Source organism: Sphingomonas sp. AX6, from assembly GCF_902506605.1.
Lineage (GTDB): Bacteria > Pseudomonadota > Alphaproteobacteria > Sphingomonadales > Sphingomonadaceae > Sphingomonas.
Genome location: NZ_LR733979.1, coordinates 2,411,700 through 2,430,719 on the forward strand (window position 1 = coordinate 2,411,700; position 19,020 = coordinate 2,430,719).

At 62.9% G+C, this 19,020-nt stretch carries 17 protein-coding genes and 2 tRNA genes; 15 read left to right on the forward strand and 4 right to left on the reverse strand.

All coding sequences use genetic code 11. From position 1 onward, the window contains the following. Positions 1–15 precede the first annotated feature (15 nt). Together ENHY17A_RS11660 and ENHY17A_RS11665 are read left to right on the forward strand one after the other, a co-directional pair. Positions 16–3,303, forward strand: a complete 3,288-nt coding sequence (locus ENHY17A_RS11660) for an efflux RND transporter permease subunit (protein WP_159712906.1) — start codon at positions 16–18, stop codon at positions 3,301–3,303. After that, positions 3,300–4,718: an efflux transporter outer membrane subunit gene (locus ENHY17A_RS11665; protein ID WP_159712908.1), complete on the forward strand. Its 1,419-nt coding sequence runs from the start codon at positions 3,300–3,302 to the stop codon at positions 4,716–4,718. The genes ENHY17A_RS11660 and ENHY17A_RS11665 overlap by 4 nt, the downstream gene beginning before the upstream one ends. A gap of 101 nt (positions 4,719–4,819) precedes the next feature. On the opposite strand, the gene ENHY17A_RS11670 is transcribed toward ENHY17A_RS11665, so the two are convergent. Both ENHY17A_RS11670 and ENHY17A_RS11675 read right to left on the reverse strand, forming a co-directional pair. After that, positions 4,820–5,053 carry a hypothetical protein gene (locus tag ENHY17A_RS11670; protein ID WP_159712910.1) on the reverse strand — a complete coding sequence of 78 codons (234 nt, stop codon included), beginning with the start codon at positions 5,051–5,053 and terminating at the stop codon, positions 4,820–4,822. 19 nt (positions 5,054–5,072) lie between these two features. Next, positions 5,073–5,279: a hypothetical protein gene (locus tag ENHY17A_RS11675; protein WP_159712912.1), complete on the reverse strand. Its 207-nt coding sequence runs from the start codon at positions 5,277–5,279 to the stop codon at positions 5,073–5,075. A 116-nt stretch (positions 5,280–5,395) separates the two neighbouring features. Between ENHY17A_RS11675 and ENHY17A_RS11680 the strand changes: the two genes are divergently transcribed. From ENHY17A_RS11680 to ENHY17A_RS11715, 8 genes are all read left to right on the forward strand, one after another. Next, positions 5,396–5,480: transfer RNA gene (locus ENHY17A_RS11680), tRNA-Leu, on the forward strand. A 67-nt stretch (positions 5,481–5,547) separates the two neighbouring features. Beyond that, on the forward strand, positions 5,548–7,185 hold the full coding sequence (gene tig / locus ENHY17A_RS11685; RefSeq protein WP_159712914.1) for a trigger factor: 1,638 nt from the start codon (positions 5,548–5,550) through the stop codon (positions 7,183–7,185). Positions 7,186–7,252: 67 nt separating this feature from the next. After that, a complete protein-coding gene (locus tag ENHY17A_RS11690) occupies positions 7,253–7,765 on the forward strand; it encodes an FKBP-type peptidyl-prolyl cis-trans isomerase (protein WP_328799140.1) in 513 nt (170 codons plus the stop codon). Between the two features lie 52 nt (positions 7,766–7,817). Further along, on the forward strand, positions 7,818–8,750 hold the full coding sequence (locus ENHY17A_RS11695; protein WP_159712916.1) for a glycosyltransferase family 2 protein: 933 nt from the start codon (positions 7,818–7,820) through the stop codon (positions 8,748–8,750). Between the two features lie 74 nt (positions 8,751–8,824). Then, positions 8,825–9,460 (forward strand): ATP-dependent Clp protease proteolytic subunit, encoded by a 636-nt coding sequence (locus ENHY17A_RS11700; protein ID WP_159712918.1) that lies wholly within the window; start codon positions 8,825–8,827, stop codon positions 9,458–9,460. Between the two features lie 117 nt (positions 9,461–9,577). Beyond that, on the forward strand, positions 9,578–10,849 hold the full coding sequence (clpX, locus tag ENHY17A_RS11705) for an ATP-dependent Clp protease ATP-binding subunit ClpX (protein WP_159712920.1): 1,272 nt from the start codon (positions 9,578–9,580) through the stop codon (positions 10,847–10,849). Positions 10,850–10,874: 25 nt separating this feature from the next. After that, a complete protein-coding gene (locus ENHY17A_RS11710; RefSeq protein WP_236547907.1) occupies positions 10,875–11,435 on the forward strand; it encodes a GNAT family N-acetyltransferase in 561 nt (186 codons plus the stop codon). Between the two features lie 93 nt (positions 11,436–11,528). Further along, entirely contained in the window at positions 11,529–12,662 is a 1,134-nt protein-coding gene (locus tag ENHY17A_RS11715; RefSeq protein WP_159712924.1) for a calcium:proton antiporter, read from the forward strand. A 110-nt stretch (positions 12,663–12,772) separates the two neighbouring features. Here ENHY17A_RS11715 and ENHY17A_RS11720 read toward each other — a convergent pair whose 3' ends face one another. Beyond that, the gene (locus ENHY17A_RS11720) at positions 12,773–14,479 is read right to left on the reverse strand and encodes a M1 family metallopeptidase (protein WP_159714543.1); all 1,707 of its coding nucleotides are present in this window, start codon (positions 14,477–14,479) and stop codon (positions 12,773–12,775) included. 73 nt (positions 14,480–14,552) lie between these two features. On the opposite strand from ENHY17A_RS11720, the gene lon reads away from it, so the two are divergent. The 5 genes from lon (at position 14,553) to ENHY17A_RS11745 (ending at position 18,194) form a co-directional block, all read left to right on the forward strand. After that, positions 14,553–16,949: an endopeptidase La gene (gene lon / locus ENHY17A_RS11725; RefSeq protein WP_159712926.1), complete on the forward strand. Its 2,397-nt coding sequence runs from the start codon at positions 14,553–14,555 to the stop codon at positions 16,947–16,949. A 155-nt stretch (positions 16,950–17,104) separates the two neighbouring features. After that, the gene (locus ENHY17A_RS11730; protein WP_159712928.1) at positions 17,105–17,377 is read left to right on the forward strand and encodes an HU family DNA-binding protein; all 273 of its coding nucleotides are present in this window, start codon (positions 17,105–17,107) and stop codon (positions 17,375–17,377) included. Positions 17,378–17,457: 80 nt separating this feature from the next. Further along, positions 17,458–17,532, forward strand: a tRNA-Val gene (locus ENHY17A_RS11735). A gap of 164 nt (positions 17,533–17,696) precedes the next feature. Then, on the forward strand, positions 17,697–17,936 hold the full coding sequence (locus tag ENHY17A_RS11740; RefSeq protein ID WP_159712930.1) for a hypothetical protein: 240 nt from the start codon (positions 17,697–17,699) through the stop codon (positions 17,934–17,936). A 21-nt stretch (positions 17,937–17,957) separates the two neighbouring features. After that, positions 17,958–18,194 carry a hypothetical protein gene (locus ENHY17A_RS11745; RefSeq protein WP_201296392.1) on the forward strand — a complete coding sequence of 79 codons (237 nt, stop codon included), beginning with the start codon at positions 17,958–17,960 and terminating at the stop codon, positions 18,192–18,194. Between the two features lie 70 nt (positions 18,195–18,264). Here ENHY17A_RS11745 and ENHY17A_RS11750 read toward each other — a convergent pair whose 3' ends face one another. Next, entirely contained in the window at positions 18,265–18,957 is a 693-nt protein-coding gene (locus ENHY17A_RS11750; RefSeq protein ID WP_236547909.1) for a prolyl hydroxylase family protein, read from the reverse strand. Positions 18,958–19,020 lie beyond the last annotated feature (63 nt).

The following is a 19,020-nucleotide window of genomic DNA, read 5'->3' on the forward strand; positions in this document are numbered from 1 at the left end:
GGCGGAGTCCGTCCAGTGAACATCAGCCGCTTCTTCATCGACCGTCCGATTTTCTCGGCGGTCATCGCGATCTTCATCACGCTGATCGGCGCGTTCGCCTATCCGCAATTGCCGCTCGCCCAATATCCAGAAATCGCGCCGCCGACGATCACGATCAACGCCGCCTATCCCGGCGCGTCGTCGGAGACGATTGCAGAGACGGTCGCCGCCCCGCTGGAGCAGGAAATCAACGGGGTGGAGGGGATGCTGTATCTGCAATCCTCCTCGACCCAGGGGGCGGCGGGGATCACCGTTACCTTCCAGCCGGGCACCGATCTCGACGCCGCGCAGGTGCTAGTCCAGAACCGCGTCGCGCTCGCCGAACCACGCTTGCCCGAACAGGTCCGTCAGGTCGGGATTCAGGTCAACAAGCAGGAATCGGGCTTCCTGATGATCCTGGCGCTGACCTCCACCGATCCCGCGGTCGACCTCGATTATGTCGGCAATTATGCCAATTCGACGCTGCGCGACCGGATGCTTCGGCTCGAGGGCGTGGGCGGCGTTCAGATCTTTGGCGGCGGCAATTATTCGATGCGCGTGTGGATCGACCCCGATCGCGCAGCCGCCCGCAATCTGACTGCGACCGAGATCGTCACCGCGCTCCAGACCCAGAACGTCCAGGTCGCCGGCGGGTCGGTTGGCGCCCCCCCTTACGGCACCGGCAATCCGGCGTTCGAATTGCCCATCGAAGTGCGCGGTCGGCTGACCACGCCCGAAGAATTCGCCGACGTCGTCATCAAGACCGACACCAAAACCGGCGCGGTAACCCGCGTCAAGGACGTGGCACGCGTCGAGCTGGGCAGTCAGGACTACGGGGTACGCGGCGTATTCGACGGCCGCGAGGGTGTCGGCTTGGCCGTCATCCAGCAGCCCGGCGCGAACGCGCTGAATGCCGCCAATCTGGTGCTCGAGGAAATCGAGGCGGCATCGGCGGACTTCCCGCCGGGCATGGAATATTCGATTCCGTTTAACCCGACCGAATATGTTCAGGCATCGGTGTCGGCGGTGCAGACCACGCTGGTCGAGGCGATCGTGCTGGTCGTGCTGGTCATCATGGTGTTCCTGCAAACCTGGCGCGCGGCGATCATCCCGATCATCGCGATCCCCGTATCGCTGGTCGGCACCTTCGCGGTGCAGCTCATGCTGGGCTATTCGATCAACTCGCTGTCGCTGTTCGCGCTGGTGCTCGCGGTGGGCATCGTGGTCGACGACGCGATCGTGGTGGTCGAGGCGGTCGAGAAGCATATCCGAGAGGGGCTGACCCCGCTCGAGGCTGCGCATCGCACGATGAAGGAAGTGTCGGGCGCGCTGATCGCGATCGGGCTGGTGCTGGTCGCGGTGTTCGTACCGACCGCGTTCGTGCCAGGTATTCCGGGCATTTTCTATCAGCAGTTCGCGGTGACGATCGCGGCGGCGACGGTGTTCTCCCTGCTCACATCGTTGACGCTGTCGCCAGCATTGGCTGCACTGCTGCTCAAGCCGCACAAGGAGCATCACGAGGAAGCCAAGAACCCGATCTCGCGCTTCGGGCGCAAGGCGGCGGACAAGTTCAATACCGGGTTCGAGAAACTCTCCGACAAATATGGCCGCACCACCGCGACGCTGGTGCGCAAGACCGGCATGATGCTGATCATCTATGCCGTGCTGCTGGCGTTCACCGGATGGCGGCTGACCGATACGCCCACCGGCTTCATCCCCGATCAGGATCAGGGCGTGCTGATCGGCGTGGTCCAGTTGCCGCCGGGCGCATCGCTCGACCGTACCAGCGAAGTGCTGGCGCGCGCGCAGCAGGTCGTGAGCGGGCTGGACGGCGTCGCTAGCGTCACCACCTTTGCGGGCCTCGACGGGTCGAGCTTCTCGACCGCGTCCAACGCAGGCACGATGTTCATTCGCCTGACCGATTGGGGCGAGCGGGGTAGCGAACTGAGCGCGACCGCATTGTCCGGACAATTGTCGGGCGCGATGGCGATGGCATTGCCAGAGGCGAACGCATTCGTGATCGCACCGCCGGCGGTGCCGGGTCTCGGCACCGGCAACGGCTTCACGATGATGATCCAGGCGACCGAAGGCGGCAGTTACCGCGAGCTGGAACAGGTCACCGGCGCGATGATGGGCGCAGCGCAGAACGTGCCGGAGGCGACCCAGGTCTTCTCGCTGTTCAACACCGGTTCCCCGCGCATCTTCGCCGATGTCGATCGCGACAAGGCGCAGTTGCTGGGGGTCCAGCCCAACCAGGTCTATGCGACGCTAGGAACCTATCTGGCGTCGACCTACGTCAACGACTTCAACTTTTTGGGCCGCACGTTCCGCGTGACGGCGCAGGCGGAGCCGACCGCGCGCAATTCGCTGGAGGATGTCGGGCGGCTTCAGGTGCGTTCGACCTCGGGCGAAATGGTGCCGTTGTCGTCGGTCGCGACGTTCCGCAACGACAGCGGTCCGACGCGTGTCGTGCGATACAACTTGTTCCCCGCAGTCGAATTGCAGGGCGCGGCGGCACCGGGCGTCTCGTCAGGCGCAGCATTGACCGCGATGGAGAATATGGCGACCGAAACGCTGCCACCGGGGTTCAGCTATGAGTGGACCGGTCTGGCGTATCAGGAAAAGGCGGCGGGAAGCAGCGCTGTGCTGATCTTCCTGTTGGCAGTCGTGTTCGTTTTCCTGGTGCTGGCCGCGCAATATGAATCGATCCCGCTGCCGATGGCGGTCATCATGATCGTGCCGATGTGTATCCTGGCGGCCCTGCTCGGGGTGAATCTGAGGGGGATGGACAATAACATCCTCACTCAGGTGGGGCTGGTCGTCCTGATCGCGCTGGCGGCGAAGAACGCGATCCTGATCGTCGAATTCGCCAAACAGGCCGAGGAAGAGATGGGGATGAACCCGATCGACGCCGCGGTTCATGCGGCACGGTCGCGGCTGCGCCCGATCCTGATGACCAGTTTCGCCTTCATCTTTGGCGTGCTGCCGCTGGCGATCGCGAGCGGGCCGGGCGCGGAAATGCGTCAGGCGCTGGGTACGGCGGTTGTGTTCGGGATGCTGGGGGTCACTTTCTTCGGTCTGATCTTCACGCCCGTTTTCTACGTGGTCAGCCGCAAGCTCGGAGAGATGGTGCCGTGGCGGCGTCAGAAGGAAGCGGCCTATCCCACCAGCTATGGCGGGACGGCGCATGCGTCGATCAACGAGCCCGACGATGACGGTAACGGCAATGGTAATGGAAATGGCGGAGCACCCCTGACGGGTCCGACGCCGGAGACTTCGCGATGATCCGCCCCCTGATGCTCGCCACCAGCGCATTAGCTCTGTCCGCCTGTGCGGTCGGCCCGACCTACATGTCGCCGGAGACGGCGGCGCCTGCGCAGAATGCGTTTCTCGAACAGGGCAAGTCGCCCGCGTTCACCGGCGATCAGCCGCCAGGCGAGTGGTGGAGCCTGTTCGGTGACCCGACGCTCGACGCGCTGGTCGAACAGGCGTTGGCAGCGAATACCGACCTGCGCGTGGCCGCCGCCAATCTGCGCCAGGCACGCGCGGTGTTGCAGGAAGCGCGGGCAGGGCGGTTGCCGACTACCAATATCGGTGCGAGTGCAGGCTATGCACGGCAGCCGGGCGCGACGACCGGCGGCTTCGGTCCGGTTGAGGGCGAGAATTACGATGTCGGACTGGACGTCGGCTATCAGATCGATCTGTTCGGGCGCGTCGGCAGCGCGATCCGCGCGGCGGACGCCGATGCCGATGCGGTGCAGGCCGCATTCGACCTGACGCGCATCACCATCGCGGCGGAAACCACCCGCGCCTATGCCGATGTCTGCTCATTCAATCGCCAACTGGTGGTCGCGCAGAACACGCTGCGGATTCAGGAGCGCACCTTCGATCTGACCCGACGCTTGTTTGAAGGCGGCCGTGCGACCCGGCTGGAGACGGGGCAAGCGGGTGCCTTGCTCGAACAGACCCGCGCCGCCCTGCCCAGCCTGGAGGCCGAGCGGTCGGCGGCGCTTTACCGTTTGGCTGTCCTCACCGGGCGTCCGCCGTCGGAGGCACCGCAAGCCGCGCTGGCGTGTCAATCGCCGCCCGAACTGGATCAGGCTATCCCGGTGGGTGAAGGGGCATCTTTGCTGGCCCGCCGGCCGGATATTCGCCGGGCCGAACGCCAACTGGCGGCATCGAGCGCTCGGGTGAATGTTGCTACGGCGGACCTTTATCCCAGCATCAGCATCGGCGGATCGGTCGGATCTACCGCGACTTCGATCGGGGGGATCGGGTCGAGCGATTCGTTCCGCTTTTCGCTCGGGCCGCTCATTTCGTGGAGCTTCCCCAACATGGCGGTCGCACGCAGCCGCGTGCGTCAGGCCGAAGCGGGCGCAGATGCCGCGCTGGCAACCTTCGACGGAACGTGGCTGACGGCGCTCCAGGAAACCGAGAGTGCGCTGGCGCGATATGCAGGCGAACTCGACCGTCTTGCGGCGCTGCGGCGTGCGGCGGTCGAAGCCGGTGAGGCGGCGCGCATCGCGCGGTTGCGATACGAGGCGGGGCGCGAGAATTTTCAGGTCGTGCTTGAGGCGGAGCGCACTCAGGCCCAGATCGAGGCGACGATCGCGCAATCGGAGCAACAACGGTCGAACAACCTCGTCACAGTTTTCCTGGCGCTGGGCGGTGGGTGGCAGGAGCCTTTGCCACCGGTCTAACCCCCTCATCGTCGCCCCAGCGGAGGCTGGGCAATCGTGCCGCATGGATACGGCCTGATATGCCAGCCTGCGCTGGCATGACGATGCGAGGTGAGGTTGCTTTACTGCGCGGTATCGTCCTGATTCTTCGTGACGCCGCCCGTCCCGGCAACGCCGTCCGGCACGCCCGTCGGCTCCAGAGGCGTTTCGTCGCCGGCGGTCGCACCGCCGGTGCCGCCACCGACATTTTCCATGTCGTTATTGGTCCCCGTAGTGCCTTGGGTCACGTCCACGCGAACGTCGTGATTGTCGGACGGCATGCTGTCGGGATGGGGATCGCGGTTGCGGTCGGTCATGATAGTGCTCCTTTGACAGTCATGCGATGGGTTGGCCGGGCGCGATGCTCGGGCCACCGGGGGAGGGGACGTCAATATCCGGACCCGGAGGCGGCAATTCGGTCGGCATTGGCGTCGGATCGGGGCTCGGGCCGGGCATCGGCGGGGTCTCGTCGGGTGGCGCGGTGGGCTGGCCCGGCTGGGGGACGGGGGGCTCTTTCTGAGGGATCGGGGGCTCGACGGGCATCGCATAATCTCCTTGGTTTCCCCCACAACGAACGGTTCGCAAAGGCGTTGCGTCATGGACCGCTTGCCAGTGCCCACCCGCCTGCTATAGACGCCGCCGACCTGCGGTGACCCGATGCGGGCGTGGCGGAATTGGTAGACGCGCTGGTTTTAGGTACCAGTATCGAAAGATGTGGGGGTTCGAGTCCCTTCGCCCGCACCAGTCCCGGTAACGGCTGTGTGCGGGGTCACCCGTGAAATTCCAGATGATTTAGGTGAAAGTTTCGAGGATGCAGACTGTCGAGACGTTGAACGAGGGCCTCAAGCGCGCCTACACGTTGACCATCACGGCCAAGGATATCGATTCCAAGGTCGATGCCGAGGTTAAGCGCGTGGCGCCGCAGGTGCGGATGCCCGGCTTCCGCCCCGGCAAGGTGCCCGCCAATCTGGTACGCAAGATGCACGGCGAAGCGCTGGCGCAGGACGCGCTCAATTCGTCGATTCAGGACGGCGTGCAAAAGCTGATTGCGGAAAAGAAATTGCGCCCCGCGATCCAGCCTTCGGTCGAACTCGACGAAGGCTATGCGCCCGGCAAGGATGCCGAAGTAAAGGTTGCGCTTGAAGTGCTGCCCGACGTGCCAGCGCCGACGATCGACGGCCTGAAGCTGGAGCGCCTGACGGTGCCAGCCGATGACGCAGTGGTGACCGCGCAGCTCGAACAGCTTGCCAGCCAGCAGAAATCGTTCACCGACGCGCCGAAGACGCGCAAGGCGCAGACCGGCGACCAGGTGACGATGGACTTCGTCGGCAAGGTCGATGGCGTCGCCTTCGATGGCGGCACCGGTGAGGACATGGCCGTCGAAATCGGCACGGGTCGCCTGATCCCCGGATTCGAGGACCAGCTGGTCGGCGTGAAGGCTGGTCAGGAAAAGCAGATCAAGGTGACGTTCCCGGCCGATTACGGCGTCGATACGCTGTCGGGCAAGGAAGCGACCTTCGATCTGGTCATCAAATCGGTCAAGATCGCAGGCGAATCCAAGATCGACGACGAGTTCGCGAAGAATCTTGGCCTCGAGAGCCTCGAGCAGCTCACCGGGCTTATCAAGGGTCAGGTCGAGCAGGAACTCAACGGTCTGACGCGCACGCACATGAAGCGCAAGCTGCTCGATCAGCTCGCCGCCGACCATGATTTCGACGTACCGCCGTCGATGGTCGAAGCCGAATTCCAGCAGATCTGGGCGCAGCTCGAACAGGAAGCGACCCGCGAGGAGGACTCCGAAGCGGCGAAAAAGGAACTGGAATCGGAGCGCGACGAGTATCACGCGATCGCCGTGCGCCGCGTCCGCCTGGGGCTTTTGCTGTCCGAAATCGGTCAGGCGAACGGCGTCGAGGTTTCGCAGCAGGAAATGAGCCGCCTGATCATGCAGGCCGCCCAGCAATACCCGCAGGAACAGCGCGAGCGGTTCATGCAGTACGTCCAGCAGGAGCCGATGGCGGCAGCCCAGCTCCGTGCGCCGCTCTATGAGGACAAGGTCGTCGACTTCCTGTTCGACAAGGCCGAGATCACCGACCGCGAAGTGACGCGTGAGGAACTCGAAGCCGCGATCGAAAGCGAAGACGGTCACGTTCATGGTCCCGACTGCGGTCACGATCACGGCGAAAAGCCTGCGAAGAAAGCGCCAGCCAAGAAGGCTGCTGCCAAGAAAGCAGACGACAAGGCAGAAGCGGTGACCGAGGCCGAGGAAGCGCCGAAGAAGCCGGCTACCAAGAAGCCTGCGGCGAAGAAGGAAGCGGCTCCGGCCGACGCCGAAAAGCCTGCGGCGAAGAAGGCTCCGGCCAAGAAGGTGGCTGCTGCGAAGTCGGACGACGCTGAAAAGGCTCCGGCCAAAAAAGCGCCTGCCAAGAAGGCTGCGGCCAAGAAGGCCTGACGTCGATTGAGTTGAGATCAAGGCCTCGCTCCGCACATGCGGACGGGGCCTTTTTCGTTTGGGGGTGATGATGCGCAAACCTAAAAAACCGACCGGCAGCCTTGGCTGGATGTTTGCGATGGTCGCGATGTGCGGCACCGGCGTCGCGCTGGCGACCGTACAGCAGTCCGAACCCAGCCAGGATGCCGCCTGGCATAATGGCCAGATGCTGGCGCTCGCCCAGCTTCAGGGCAAGGATGGCTGGCGATCGACGCCCGAAGGGCTGCGCTGGCGGCGAGTGAAGGGCGACGGGACCGGCGCGCATCCGACGGTTGCCGACACGGTCACGCTTCATTACGCGGGCACGCTCACCGACGGCACCGAGTTCGATAGCAGTTGGGCACGGGGCGAACCCGCTACCTTCCCGCTCGGCGCGCTGATCAAGGCGTGGCAGATCGCGGTGCCCAACATGGGCGTCGGCGACACGATCGAGATCGCTGCGCCCTCCACCATCGCTTACGGTCCGCGTGGCAAGGGACCGATTCCCGGCGGCGCGACCTTGCTGTTCAAGATCGAGTTGCTGGGCATCGAGGGGCGCTGAACGGTCAGCAAGAGGCTCGAATCGTCAATCATTCCCGCTTAAGGCTGGCACCATGAGCCCCAAAATCGCCGTCCTGCTGCCTTGCTACAACGAAGAGGCTGCCATCGCGCAGACCGTGGCGGGGTTCCGTGCCGCGCTCCCCGACGCCGTCATTTACGTGTTCGACAACAACAGCGCCGACCGCACCGTAGAGGTGGCGCGCGGGGCGGGGGCGATCGTCCGTGCCGAACGTATGCAGGGCAAGGGCAATGTTGTGCGCCGGATGTTCGCCGATATCGATGCCGACATCTACGTCATGGCCGATGGCGATGCGACCTACGACCCGGAAAGCGCACCTGCGATGGTCGCGCGGTTGGTCGATGACGGGCTCGACATGGTGGTGGGGACGCGGGTCCACGAAGCGGCTGAGGCCTATCGCCGCGGGCATGTGCTGGGCAACCGGATGATGACCGGCATCCTCGCCAAGCTGTTCGGGCGGAGTTTCACCGACATCTTCTCGGGCTATCGCGTCTTTTCGCGCCGCTTCGTGAAGAGTTTCCCGGTGCTGTCCGAAGGGTTCGAGATCGAAACCGAGATGAGTGTCCACGCACTCGAACTCAAAATGCCGGTCGGTGAACTCGAAACCCGCTATTTCGCGCGGGGTGAAGGGTCGGAGTCCAAGCTGTCGACCTATGGCGACGGGTTCCGCATCGGGCGGACGATCGTCACCCTCTACCGGATCGAAAAACCGATGCTGTTCTTCGGCATCATCGCCGCGGCCTTCGCGCTGCTTTCGGTGATCCTCGCCATCCCGCTGGGCGTGACCTATGCCGAAACCGGGCTGGTGCCCCGTTTCCCGACTGCGATCCTGGCGACGGGACTGATGATCCTCGCCTTCCTGAACCTGTTCGCCGGGCTCATCCTCGACACGGTGGTGCGCGGGCGGCGCGAGGTGCGACGGCTCGCCTATCTGTCCTTTCCCGCGGTAGGGGCGCATTCACCCTGATCCCCCCTTGCGCGCTTACAGCCGAGCGCCGATGTAGGGCTCCAACACACATCGACCCATAGAGCGGGAATCCCATGCACGACCCAATGAGCGCACTCGTCCCCATCGTCATCGAACAGTCGAGCCGGGGGGAGCGGAGCTTCGACATCTTTTCTCGCCTGCTGCGCGAACGCATCGTGTTCGTGACTGGCGGAGTCGAGGATGGCATGGCTTCGCTGATCACCGCGCAGTTGCTGTTCCTTGAATCGGAAAATCCGAAAAAGGACATCTGGATGTACATCAACTCGCCGGGCGGCGTCGTCACCGCGGGCATGGCGATCCATGACACCATGCAATATATCCGCCCGCGCGTTGGAACGGTCTGCATGGGCCAGGCCGCATCGATGGGCAGTTTCCTGCTGGCAGCCGGTGAGCCGGGGATGCGCGTGGCGCTGACCAATGCTCGTATCATGGTGCATCAGCCTTCGGGCGGCGCGCAGGGCATGGCGTCGGACATCGAAATCCAGGCCAAGGAAATCCTGCGTATCCGCAAGCGGATGAACGAGTTGTACGCCAAATATACCGGCAAGCCGATCGAGGTCATCGAAAAGGCGATGGATCGCGACACGTTCCTCGAGGCTGAAGAAGCCAAGGACTTCGGCATCGTCGATGAGGTGTATGAAAAACGTCCGTCGAACCCCGGTGTCGAGGAAAGCGCGCCGACGGCCTGAGCCATTTCGGCAGTCCAACGGGTGTCATGCATCCGAAATATGGATTGCCCGTTTTTGACCCGCGTGTAGGATGGCGGGTGGATTAGCGCGCCCATCTGGGCGCCAAGGAAGGTTTTAATGACGAAATTGAGCGGCGGCGACTCGAAGAGCACGCTCTATTGCTCGTTCTGCGGCAAGTCGCAGCACGAAGTCCGCAAGCTGATTGCCGGACCCACCGTCTTCATCTGCGACGAATGCGTCGAGTTGTGCAACGACATCATCCGTGAGGAAACCAAGTCAGCCCTGGTTTCCAAAAAGGATGGTGGCGTGCCCACGCCGCAGGAAATCTGCGACGTGCTCGACGATTATGTAATCGGCCAGTTCCGCGCCAAGCGGGTGCTGTCTGTCGCGGTCCACAACCATTACAAACGCCTCAACCACGGTGCCAAGGGCGCCGATGTCGAGTTGTCGAAATCGAACATTCTGCTGGTTGGCCCGACCGGTTGCGGCAAGACGTTGCTGGCGCAGACGCTGGCGCGCATCCTCGACGTGCCGTTCACGATGGCCGATGCGACGACGCTGACCGAGGCGGGCTATGTCGGCGAGGATGTCGAGAACATCATCCTCAAACTGCTTCAGGCGTCGGATTACAACGTCGAGCGGGCGCAGCGCGGGATCGTCTATATCGACGAGATCGACAAGATTTCGCGCAAGGCCGAGAATCCATCGATCACCCGCGACGTGTCGGGCGAGGGTGTTCAGCAGGCGCTGCTGAAGCTGATGGAAGGCACGACGGCCAGCGTGCCACCGCAGGGCGGACGCAAGCATCCGCAGCAGGAATTCCTGCAGGTCGATACGACCAACATTCTGTTTATCTGTGGCGGTGCGTTTTCGGGTCTTGAGAAGATCATCGGCGATCGGTTGCAGGGCAAGTCGATCGGCTTTGGGGCCTATGTCGCTGCACCCGAAGAGCGCCGCACTGGCGAAGTGCTGCGCCAGACCGAGCCTGAGGATTTGCTCAAGTTCGGTCTGATCCCCGAATTCGTCGGTCGTCTGCCGGTGATCGCGACGCTCGAGGATCTCGACATCGACGCGCTGGTCAAGATTTTGACCGAGCCCAAGAACGCGCTCGTGAAACAGTATCAGAAGCTGTTCGACATGGAGAATGTGAAGCTGGGCTTCACCGACGATGCGATGGTCGCGGTCGCGCGCAAGGCGATCGACCGAAAGACCGGCGCGCGCGGGCTGCGGTCGATCCTGGAGGGCATTTTGCTCGACACGATGTTCGACCTGCCCGGCATGGACGGCGTCGACGAAGTGATGATCGACAAGGACGTGATCGAGGGCCGCAAGGAACCGGTCCGCGTCTATGCCAAGAAGGAAAAGGCCAGCGGCGGCGACGCGGCCTGATCCAAGGCCCGACGGGGGCATCCGCGTGGCTGGTCCCGCGGATCGCCGCCGGGCGATCGCGTCTCTGGCAGATGCATTCCGTGACGATCCGGCAATGCGCTTCATGTTCCCCGACGATCGCGACCGCGCGCGGCGGCTACCCCGGCTGTTCGCGATGCTGTACGACAGCGATGCCGCCAACCTTCGGCTGGTAACGCCCGATGTCGCTGCGGTGACCTTGTGGCGGCCGCCGGGCACAGCGACAAACGACCGCCATTTTGGCTGGTGGGACAAAGTGCGCGCGCTCTGGATTTTCGGACCTGGTTTGCCCCGTGCCAGACTGCTGGTTGAGGCGATCAAGGCGCATTTTCCGACCTCGCCCTTCTGGTATCTGCACATCGCCGGATGTGCCGTGGCCGCGCAGGGCAGGAGGCTGGGCAGTGCTGCGGTGCAGGCAGGCCTGATGCGAGCGACCGACGCACCCACCTATCTTGAGACGGCGAACGAGGCCAATCTCGGCTTCTACCGGTCGCTGGGGTTTGAAGTGATCGAGCGCTGGCGCGTGCCGGACGGTCCGGTCTTCTGGTCGATGCTGCGCGCGAAATGATTTTCGCTGCGGGGTTCCAATCAGGCGTCACGCCCTAGATAGAGGCGGAAGCGATCGTCCGGTGGGGTGATCCGCCACACGACAGGGGATTGAATGACCACCGACATCAAAACGACGGTGCCGCCGGGTACGAAACGCGCGATCCTCGAAAAGTCGACGCTTCCCTATTGGTCGCTGGTGTTTCCTTTGCTCGGCATTGCTGCAGTCGCGCTGGGGCTGGCCAAGCTGGGCACCGTCGGGATCGGCGCGGCGATCGTCATCCTGATCGGCAGCGTCATCGCCGCGGTCCACCATGCCGAAGTGGTGGCGCACAAGGTCGGCGAACCGTTCGGGACATTGGTGCTGGCAGTCGCGGTGACCGTGATCGAGGTGTCGCTGATCGTCTCGCTGATGCTGTCCGAATCGGGTGATGCGTCGACGCTGGCGCGCGATACGGTGTTCGCGGCGATCATGATCATTCTGAACGGAATCGTCGGCATTTGTCTGTTGGTCGGCGGGGTGCGGCATCACGAGCAGCGCTTCATGCTGCGCGGCGTGAGTGCGGCATTGTGCGTGCTGTCGGCGATGGCAGTGCTCAGCCTGGTGCTGCCCAACTATACGTCCAGCGTCGCCGGGCCGTTCTATGCGACGTCGCAACTGATCTTCGTCGCGGTCACCTCGCTGATTCTCTACGGCACGTTCGTCGTGATCCAGACGGTTCGGCACCGTGATTATTTCCTTCCCGAAGGACAGGGCGCACTGCCCGCAGACGTCCATGCCGAACCGCCGACCGATCAACAAAGCTGGATCGCGTTCGGACTGTTGGTGGTGGCACTGGTCAGCGTCGTGTTGCTGGCCAAGGACCTGGCCCCGACGCTGGAACGGGCGGTCATTGCCGCCGGTCTGCCGTTGACGATCGTCGGCGTGTTCATCGCCGGACTGGTGCTCGCGCCCGAAAGCCTGGCTGCGGTCAAGGCCGCGCGGCGCAATCGGCTTCAGACCAGCCTGAACCTGGCAATGGGGTCGGCGCTGGCCACGATCGGCCTGACCATTCCCACCGTGGCGATGGTGTCGATCTTCCTCGACCTGCCCTTGTCGTTAGGCATAGGGCCGAAGGAACTGACGCTCCTGATCCTGTCGTTCATCGTGTCGATCCTGTCGTTGGGGACAGGGCGGACGACGGTGTTGCAGGGGGTGGTGCATCTGGTGATTTTCGCGGCTTATCTGTTCATCACGATCGTTCCCTGACCCCGATAATCCCGTTCGCATTGAGCTTGTCGAAATGCTGTCCCTCTTGGCACAAAGAAAGGACAGTGCTTCGACAAGCTCAGCACGAACGGGTGGGGTGGGAAATTTGCTCAACCCCCCACACGCTGCGCCTGCATCGCTTCGATCGCGGCGGAGCGTTTGAGGAGGCGGGCCATGGGATCGACCACAATGTGCGCGCCGGCGGGAATGTCCAGCGTGGCGGTGCCGCCGGTCATCGGGAGTAGGCGAACCTTGCCGCCTACCTGCACTTCGACCGGTAACGGGAAGGGGATTCCGTCCGGTGCCTTCCAGGTCAGCGTTAGCCGATTGCCCTCGCGCGTCTCGACCAGTTCGGGGAGCGCCGCCTGGCGGAGATAAACGTCGAAGAACCAGCTATAGTCGCGTCCCGTCACCTCGCGAACCAGCGTAACGAACTCGTCGGTGGTGGCAAAGCGCGGTTCGAAATTGCCGGGCTTGGGATCGGGACGGCCATAGACGATCCGTCGGGTGACCTGGAAAAAAGCGTCGTCGCCGATGGTGTTTCGCAGCGTGTGGAGCACCCACGCGCCTTTGTAATAAATGTCCTGCCCCGGCCCGCCGAGATCGAGTTCATAGACGTCGTTGGACGTGCGGGCGCGGCCCGACACGATGGGCGCGCGGTTGAGGATGTTCTGCCGCTGGGCATCCATCATCGTCGCATAGCGCGCCTCGCCCTCGCGCCAGAGGCCGTACAGCGGCTGCATATACTGGCCGTAGCCTTCGTGCAGCCAGAAATCGTCCCAGTCGGCCGCCGTCATCTGGTTGCCGAACCATTCGTGCGCCAGTTCGTGGTGGAACAGCCAATCGAACCCGGTTTCGTCCTTGCGGTAATTGTTGCCGTAAGCGTTGATCGTCTGGTGCTCCATGCCCAGATACGGCGTCTCGACCACGCCCAGTTTCTCGTTGGGGAACGGGTAGGGGCCGATCAGGGCTTCGAAGAAGTCGATGGTCGGCGCGAATTCGGCGAACAGCCCTGCGGCCTGCTGGTCGCGCCCCGTGACGTGCCAGTAATGCATCGGGAAAGTGTTGCCGAAGCGGCTTTTGTACGCCGACTTGATCTCTGTGTACGGGCCGACGCTGAGCGCGACGAGATAGGGGTTGATGCTACCCGATTCCCAGTTCCAGCGGGTGCGTCCGTCGGAAAGGCGATCGACCCCGAGCAGCTTGCCGTTGGCAGGCGCGGACAGGCCCTTGGGCACTGTGATCCGCATCGTCATCTTGCCGATCTCGCCTTGCGGAAAGTCCAGGCATGGCCAGAACAGGTCGCAGCCATAGCCCTGCCCCGTGGTCGCGAGCCAGGGCTGGCCGTTCACTTCGCTCCATACGAAGCCGTCGTCCCAGGGCGCGCGGACGGCGACATGGGGTTCGCCTTCATAGGTGATCCGCGCGACGATCGTGCCGCCTTCTGCGGCACGTGCTGGGAGCGTGATGGCAAGCGCGCCCTCCGGATTCGTCCATGCGCCTTTCGCCAGCGGTTTGCCGTCAATCGAGATTGCGCTGACGGTGAAATTCCGGTCGAGGTCGATCAGCAGCCGGTCGAGTGCGGTGCTGTTGGCGAGCGTCAGCGTTGCCACGCCCTTTATCCGCCGGGTTTCGGGAAAGATTTCGAGATCGAGTTCGGCAACCTTCATCCTCAGCGCGGCGCGTTCGGGCGACAATGCTCCGCCCGACGCCTTGGTCCGTTCGGTAATCGCAGGCATTCCCGGCGTGCCTTGCAAAGTCCGTGCAACGACAGGCGAAACAAGCGCCAAGCCGAGCAGAAACGCACTCGCCAGCATCACCGATTGATGCTTTGTTCGCACTCCCCATATAGAGCCTGACAAAGCCTCATTGGGCGTATTCGGAGCATTCATGCGTTCTACCTATCCCGTACTTCCGCTGCGCGACATCGTCGTGTTTCCGCACATGATCGTGCCGCTGTTCGTCGGCCGCGACAAGTCGGTCGCCGCGCTCGAGGCCGCAATGGCCGACGACAAGGAGATTTTCCTGGTCGCGCAGCTCGACCCCGCCAATGACGATCCTTCGCGCGACGACCTGTACGATATCGGCGTTACGGCAGAGGTTCTGCAATTGCTGAAATTGCCCGATGGCACCGTGCGCGTGCTGGTGTCCGGCAAAGAACGCGCAAAGCTCGAAGGGTTGACCGAGGCCGACGGTTACCTGACCGCGACCGTGTCTGCAGTCGAGGAGAAGGCGATCGAAGGCCCCGAAGCACAGGCGCTGATGCGCTCGGTGGTCGATCAGTTCGAGAACTACGCGAAGCTCAACCGCAAACTGCCTGCGGAAACCGCAGTGCAATTGTCGGAGCTGGACGAGGCTTCGCGGCTTGCAGATGCGGTTGCGTCGAACATCGCGGTCAAGGTCGCCGACAAACAGTCGCTGCTGGTCGAAACCGATCCCCAAAAGCGTCTGGAAATGGTGTTTGCCTTCATGGAGGGCGAACTCGGCGTATTGCAGGTCGAAAAGAAAATCCGCGGCCGCGTGAAGCGCCAGATGGAAAAGACCCAGCGCGAATATTATCTCAACGAGCAGTTGAAGGCGATCCAGCGCGAACTCGGCAATGAGGGCGAGGAGGGCGAAGGCGACGAGGTTGCCGAGCTGACGCAGAAGATCGCAACGCTGAAATTGTCAAAGGAAGCGCGGACCAAAGCGACGGCGGAGCTGAAAAAGCTCAAGACGATGGCACCGATGTCGGCCGAGGCGACGGTCGTGCGCAATTACCTCGACGTGCTGTTGGGACTGCCCTGGGGCAAGAAGTCGAAGCTGAAAAAAGACCTCGAAGTCGCGCAGGGAATTCTCGACGAGGACCATTATGCGCTGGAAAAGGTCAAGGACCGGATCGTCGAATATCTCGCGGTTCAGGCGCGCACCAACAAGCTGAAAGGTCCGATCCTGTGCCTGGTCGGCCCGCCCGGCGTGGGCAAGACGTCGCTGGGCAAGTCGATCGCCAAGGCGTGCGGGCGCGAGTTTATCCGCCAGTCGTTGGGCGGGGTGCGCGACGAGGCCGAGATTCGCGGGCATCGACGGACCTATATCGGTTCGCTGCCGGGCAAGATCGTCACCAACCTGAAAAAGGCGGGAGCGAGCAATCCGCTGTTCCTGCTCGACGAGATCGACAAGCTCGGCCAGGATTTCCGCGGCGATCCGGCATCGGCGCTGCTCGAAGTGCTCGACCCCGAACAGAACAACAAATTCAACGACCATTATCTGGAGATCGACATCGATCTTTCGGACGTGATGTTCGTGTGCACCGCGAATACGCTGAATCTGCCACAGCCTTTGCTCGACCGGATGGAGATCATCCGCCTCGAAGGCTATACCGAAGACGAAAAGGTCGAGATCGCCGAACGCCATCTGATCGACAAGCAAGTCGAGGCGCACGGGTTGAAGGACGGCGAGTTCACGCTGGAACATGGCGCGCTGCGCGACCTGATCCGCTATTATACGCGTGAAGCCGGGGTTCGTACGCTCGAGCGCGAGATCGCGAAGCTGGCGCGCAAGGCGCTGCGCCGGATTCTGGAAAAGAAGACGGAGAGCGTCACCGTCACGCCTGAAAATCTCCACGAGTTCGCAGGCGTGCGCAAATATCGCTTCGGCATTGGAGAGGAGGAGCATCAGATCGGTGGCGTCACCGGGCTGGCCTGGACCGAAGTCGGCGGCGAATTGCTGACCATCGAAAGCGTGACGGTTCCCGGCAAGGGCGCGATCAAGACGACCGGCAAGCTGGGCGACGTGATGAAGGAATCGGTCGAGGCCGCGTTCAGCTTCGTCCGCGCGCGCTCCCCCAGCTATGGGATCAAGCCGTCGATCTTCAATCGTAAGGACATCCACGTCCATCTGCCCGAAGGCGCGGTGCCAAAGGACGGCCCGTCGGCGGGCATCGGCCTGGTCACCTCGATCGTATCGACGCTGACCGGGGTGCCGGTGCGCAAGGACATCGCGATGACCGGCGAGGTGACGCTGCGCGGTCGCGTGTTGCCGATCGGCGGATTGAAGGAGAAGCTGCTGGCGGCTCTGCGCGGCGGGATCAAGACCGTGTTGATCCCGAACGAGAATGAAAAGGACTTGGCGGAAATTCCGAACAACATTCGCGAAGGGCTTGAAATCATTCCGGTCGCACATGTGGACGAAGTGCTACGCTTGGCGCTAACCGGCCCGCTTGAGGCGATCGAATGGAGCGAGGCCGACGATCTGGCCGCCCAGCCACCGCACATCGTTCCAGGCATTGGGGGCGCGGTTCGCCACTGATTTAGCGACGCTTTTTCGCAGTATCTCAAAAGGTGATTCGCCCGAACAATTTGACTCTGGGCGAATCACCGGCCTTACTGCCCCACCGACGCTAATGCGTCGCGAGTCTCGTAAAGACGAAATTCTGCTTATTCAGAACAGGGGTTCTAAGGGATATGAACAAGCAAGAGCTTATCGGCCAGGTTGCGGATCACGCCGGGCTGAGCAAGGGGGATGCGCAAAAAGCGGTCGAGGCGGTATTTGATTCGGTGACCGGCGCCCTGAAAAAGGGCGACGAAGTGCGCTTGGTCGGGTTCGGCACTTTTTCGGTATCGAAACGCAAGGCATCGACGGGCCGCAATCCGCGTACCGGCGAACCGATGACGATCAAGGCATCGACCCAGCCCAAGTTCAAGGCCGGCAAGGGCCTGAAAGACGCCGTCAACTGATTTGAAAAGCGCGGGGCTGGACAAGCCCCGATGCTTTGCCTAGAGGCTCGCGTCCCGGCCGGCGGCAACGCGGGTTTCGTGGGCGCGTAGCTCAGCGGTAGAGCACACCCTTCACACGGGTGGGGTCACAGGTTCAATCCCTGTCGCGCCCACCATGAAAAGGCCTGTCGTCCATGGTCGGGCGGCAGGCCTTTTTTTGCGGCTGACGCGGTGTGCCCGAACTCGATTCAACCCAGGCGGCCGGCATTCGACCGAATGTCTCGGGAACCTTGATATCGCGCTGGCGTTCGCTCTGGCGAAGTCGTTGAAGGAGTATTCCATGCTTAAAACATTTATGGCGTCGGTCGCGCTGGTGGCGACTGCTACCACGCCTGCGCTTGCCGCCAACAGCGCGTCTTCACTGTCGCTTCAAAATGTCCGCGCGTCGTCCGCCACGACGGAGGGTTCCGAACTCGCCGGGGGCGGTGTCGCTGCCGCGATCGGGGCGCTGGCGGTCGTCGCCGGTGCGATCATTCTCGTGGTCGGCACCGACGACGATGATGAACCGGTAAGCCCGTAAGCGGGTAGTAGAGGAGACGTTATGCTTACCAAGATTTCCATGAGCATTGCCGCCGCCGCACTCGCGGTTGCGCCAGCAATGGCCAACCCCGCTAGCGGCCTTTCCATCGCGCAACCGCGTGCAGCGACGGCAACCGAGGAATCGAACGCTTTGGGTGGCGGCGCTGCGGGCATCCTCGCGATCGCCGTCGGTGCCGCAGCGATCATCGCCGCGATCGTCGCGGTGGATGATGACGAAGACAGTCCGGTCAGCCCGTAACCACGAACATATCGACTTCAATCAAATGGGAAGGGGAGCGCATTGCCGCTCCCTTTTTCGTGGGTGGCCGTCACGCGCCGTTGCGCCGATCCCACCGGCGTTCGCGAAACCATTTGGTGATGACGTATTTCTTCCCGCTGCGGACTTTCATCCCATGGTGCAGCGTCGACGGATTGGGCGTGCCGTTCGCGCGTAAATTGCTCCAGGCGAGCAGTTTGCCTGCCTCTGGTTGCACGGTCTTATCGATCGCCTTGAACCGGGTCGCGCCCCCCGCATCCGGGGTGTTCAGATAGACCATGACCGTCCAGGTGCGGTTGCCAGATTCCGAGCAGAAGCGATGGAAATCGACGCCAGACGGCTCGAAATAATCGGTATGCGCCTTGAACTCCTGCCCGACGGCGTAGCGCTGGCCCTGGACGGGCTCGCCATGTGAGGGGTCCAGGCCGATGAACGCGTGCAGCATTGCGTCCAATCGCACAATCAGCGGATCGACGCTGTCGAGGTCGCAGGTTTCGCTCGTGCGAAACGCGGCATCGCCATTGTAATCCGACACGGTCGACGGTCGCCGCCGCGCATCGATCATCGCGATCAGATCGGCGCACATTGCGTCATCCAGAAAATCGCGGCGGATGAACAGATCGAGCTTGGGCGAGGGCACGCGCTGAACCCCGCGCTGCGCGACCAGCCGTTCGACCACCGGTTCGATCGGCCAACCCGAGCCCAGATTCGGTGCGGCATTCATTTCGAGCGTTTTCGACATCATTCTTTCATGCCCGCTGTCAGCATTTCGTTCCATCCGCGCCCTTGCTGACGCACGTTACATATC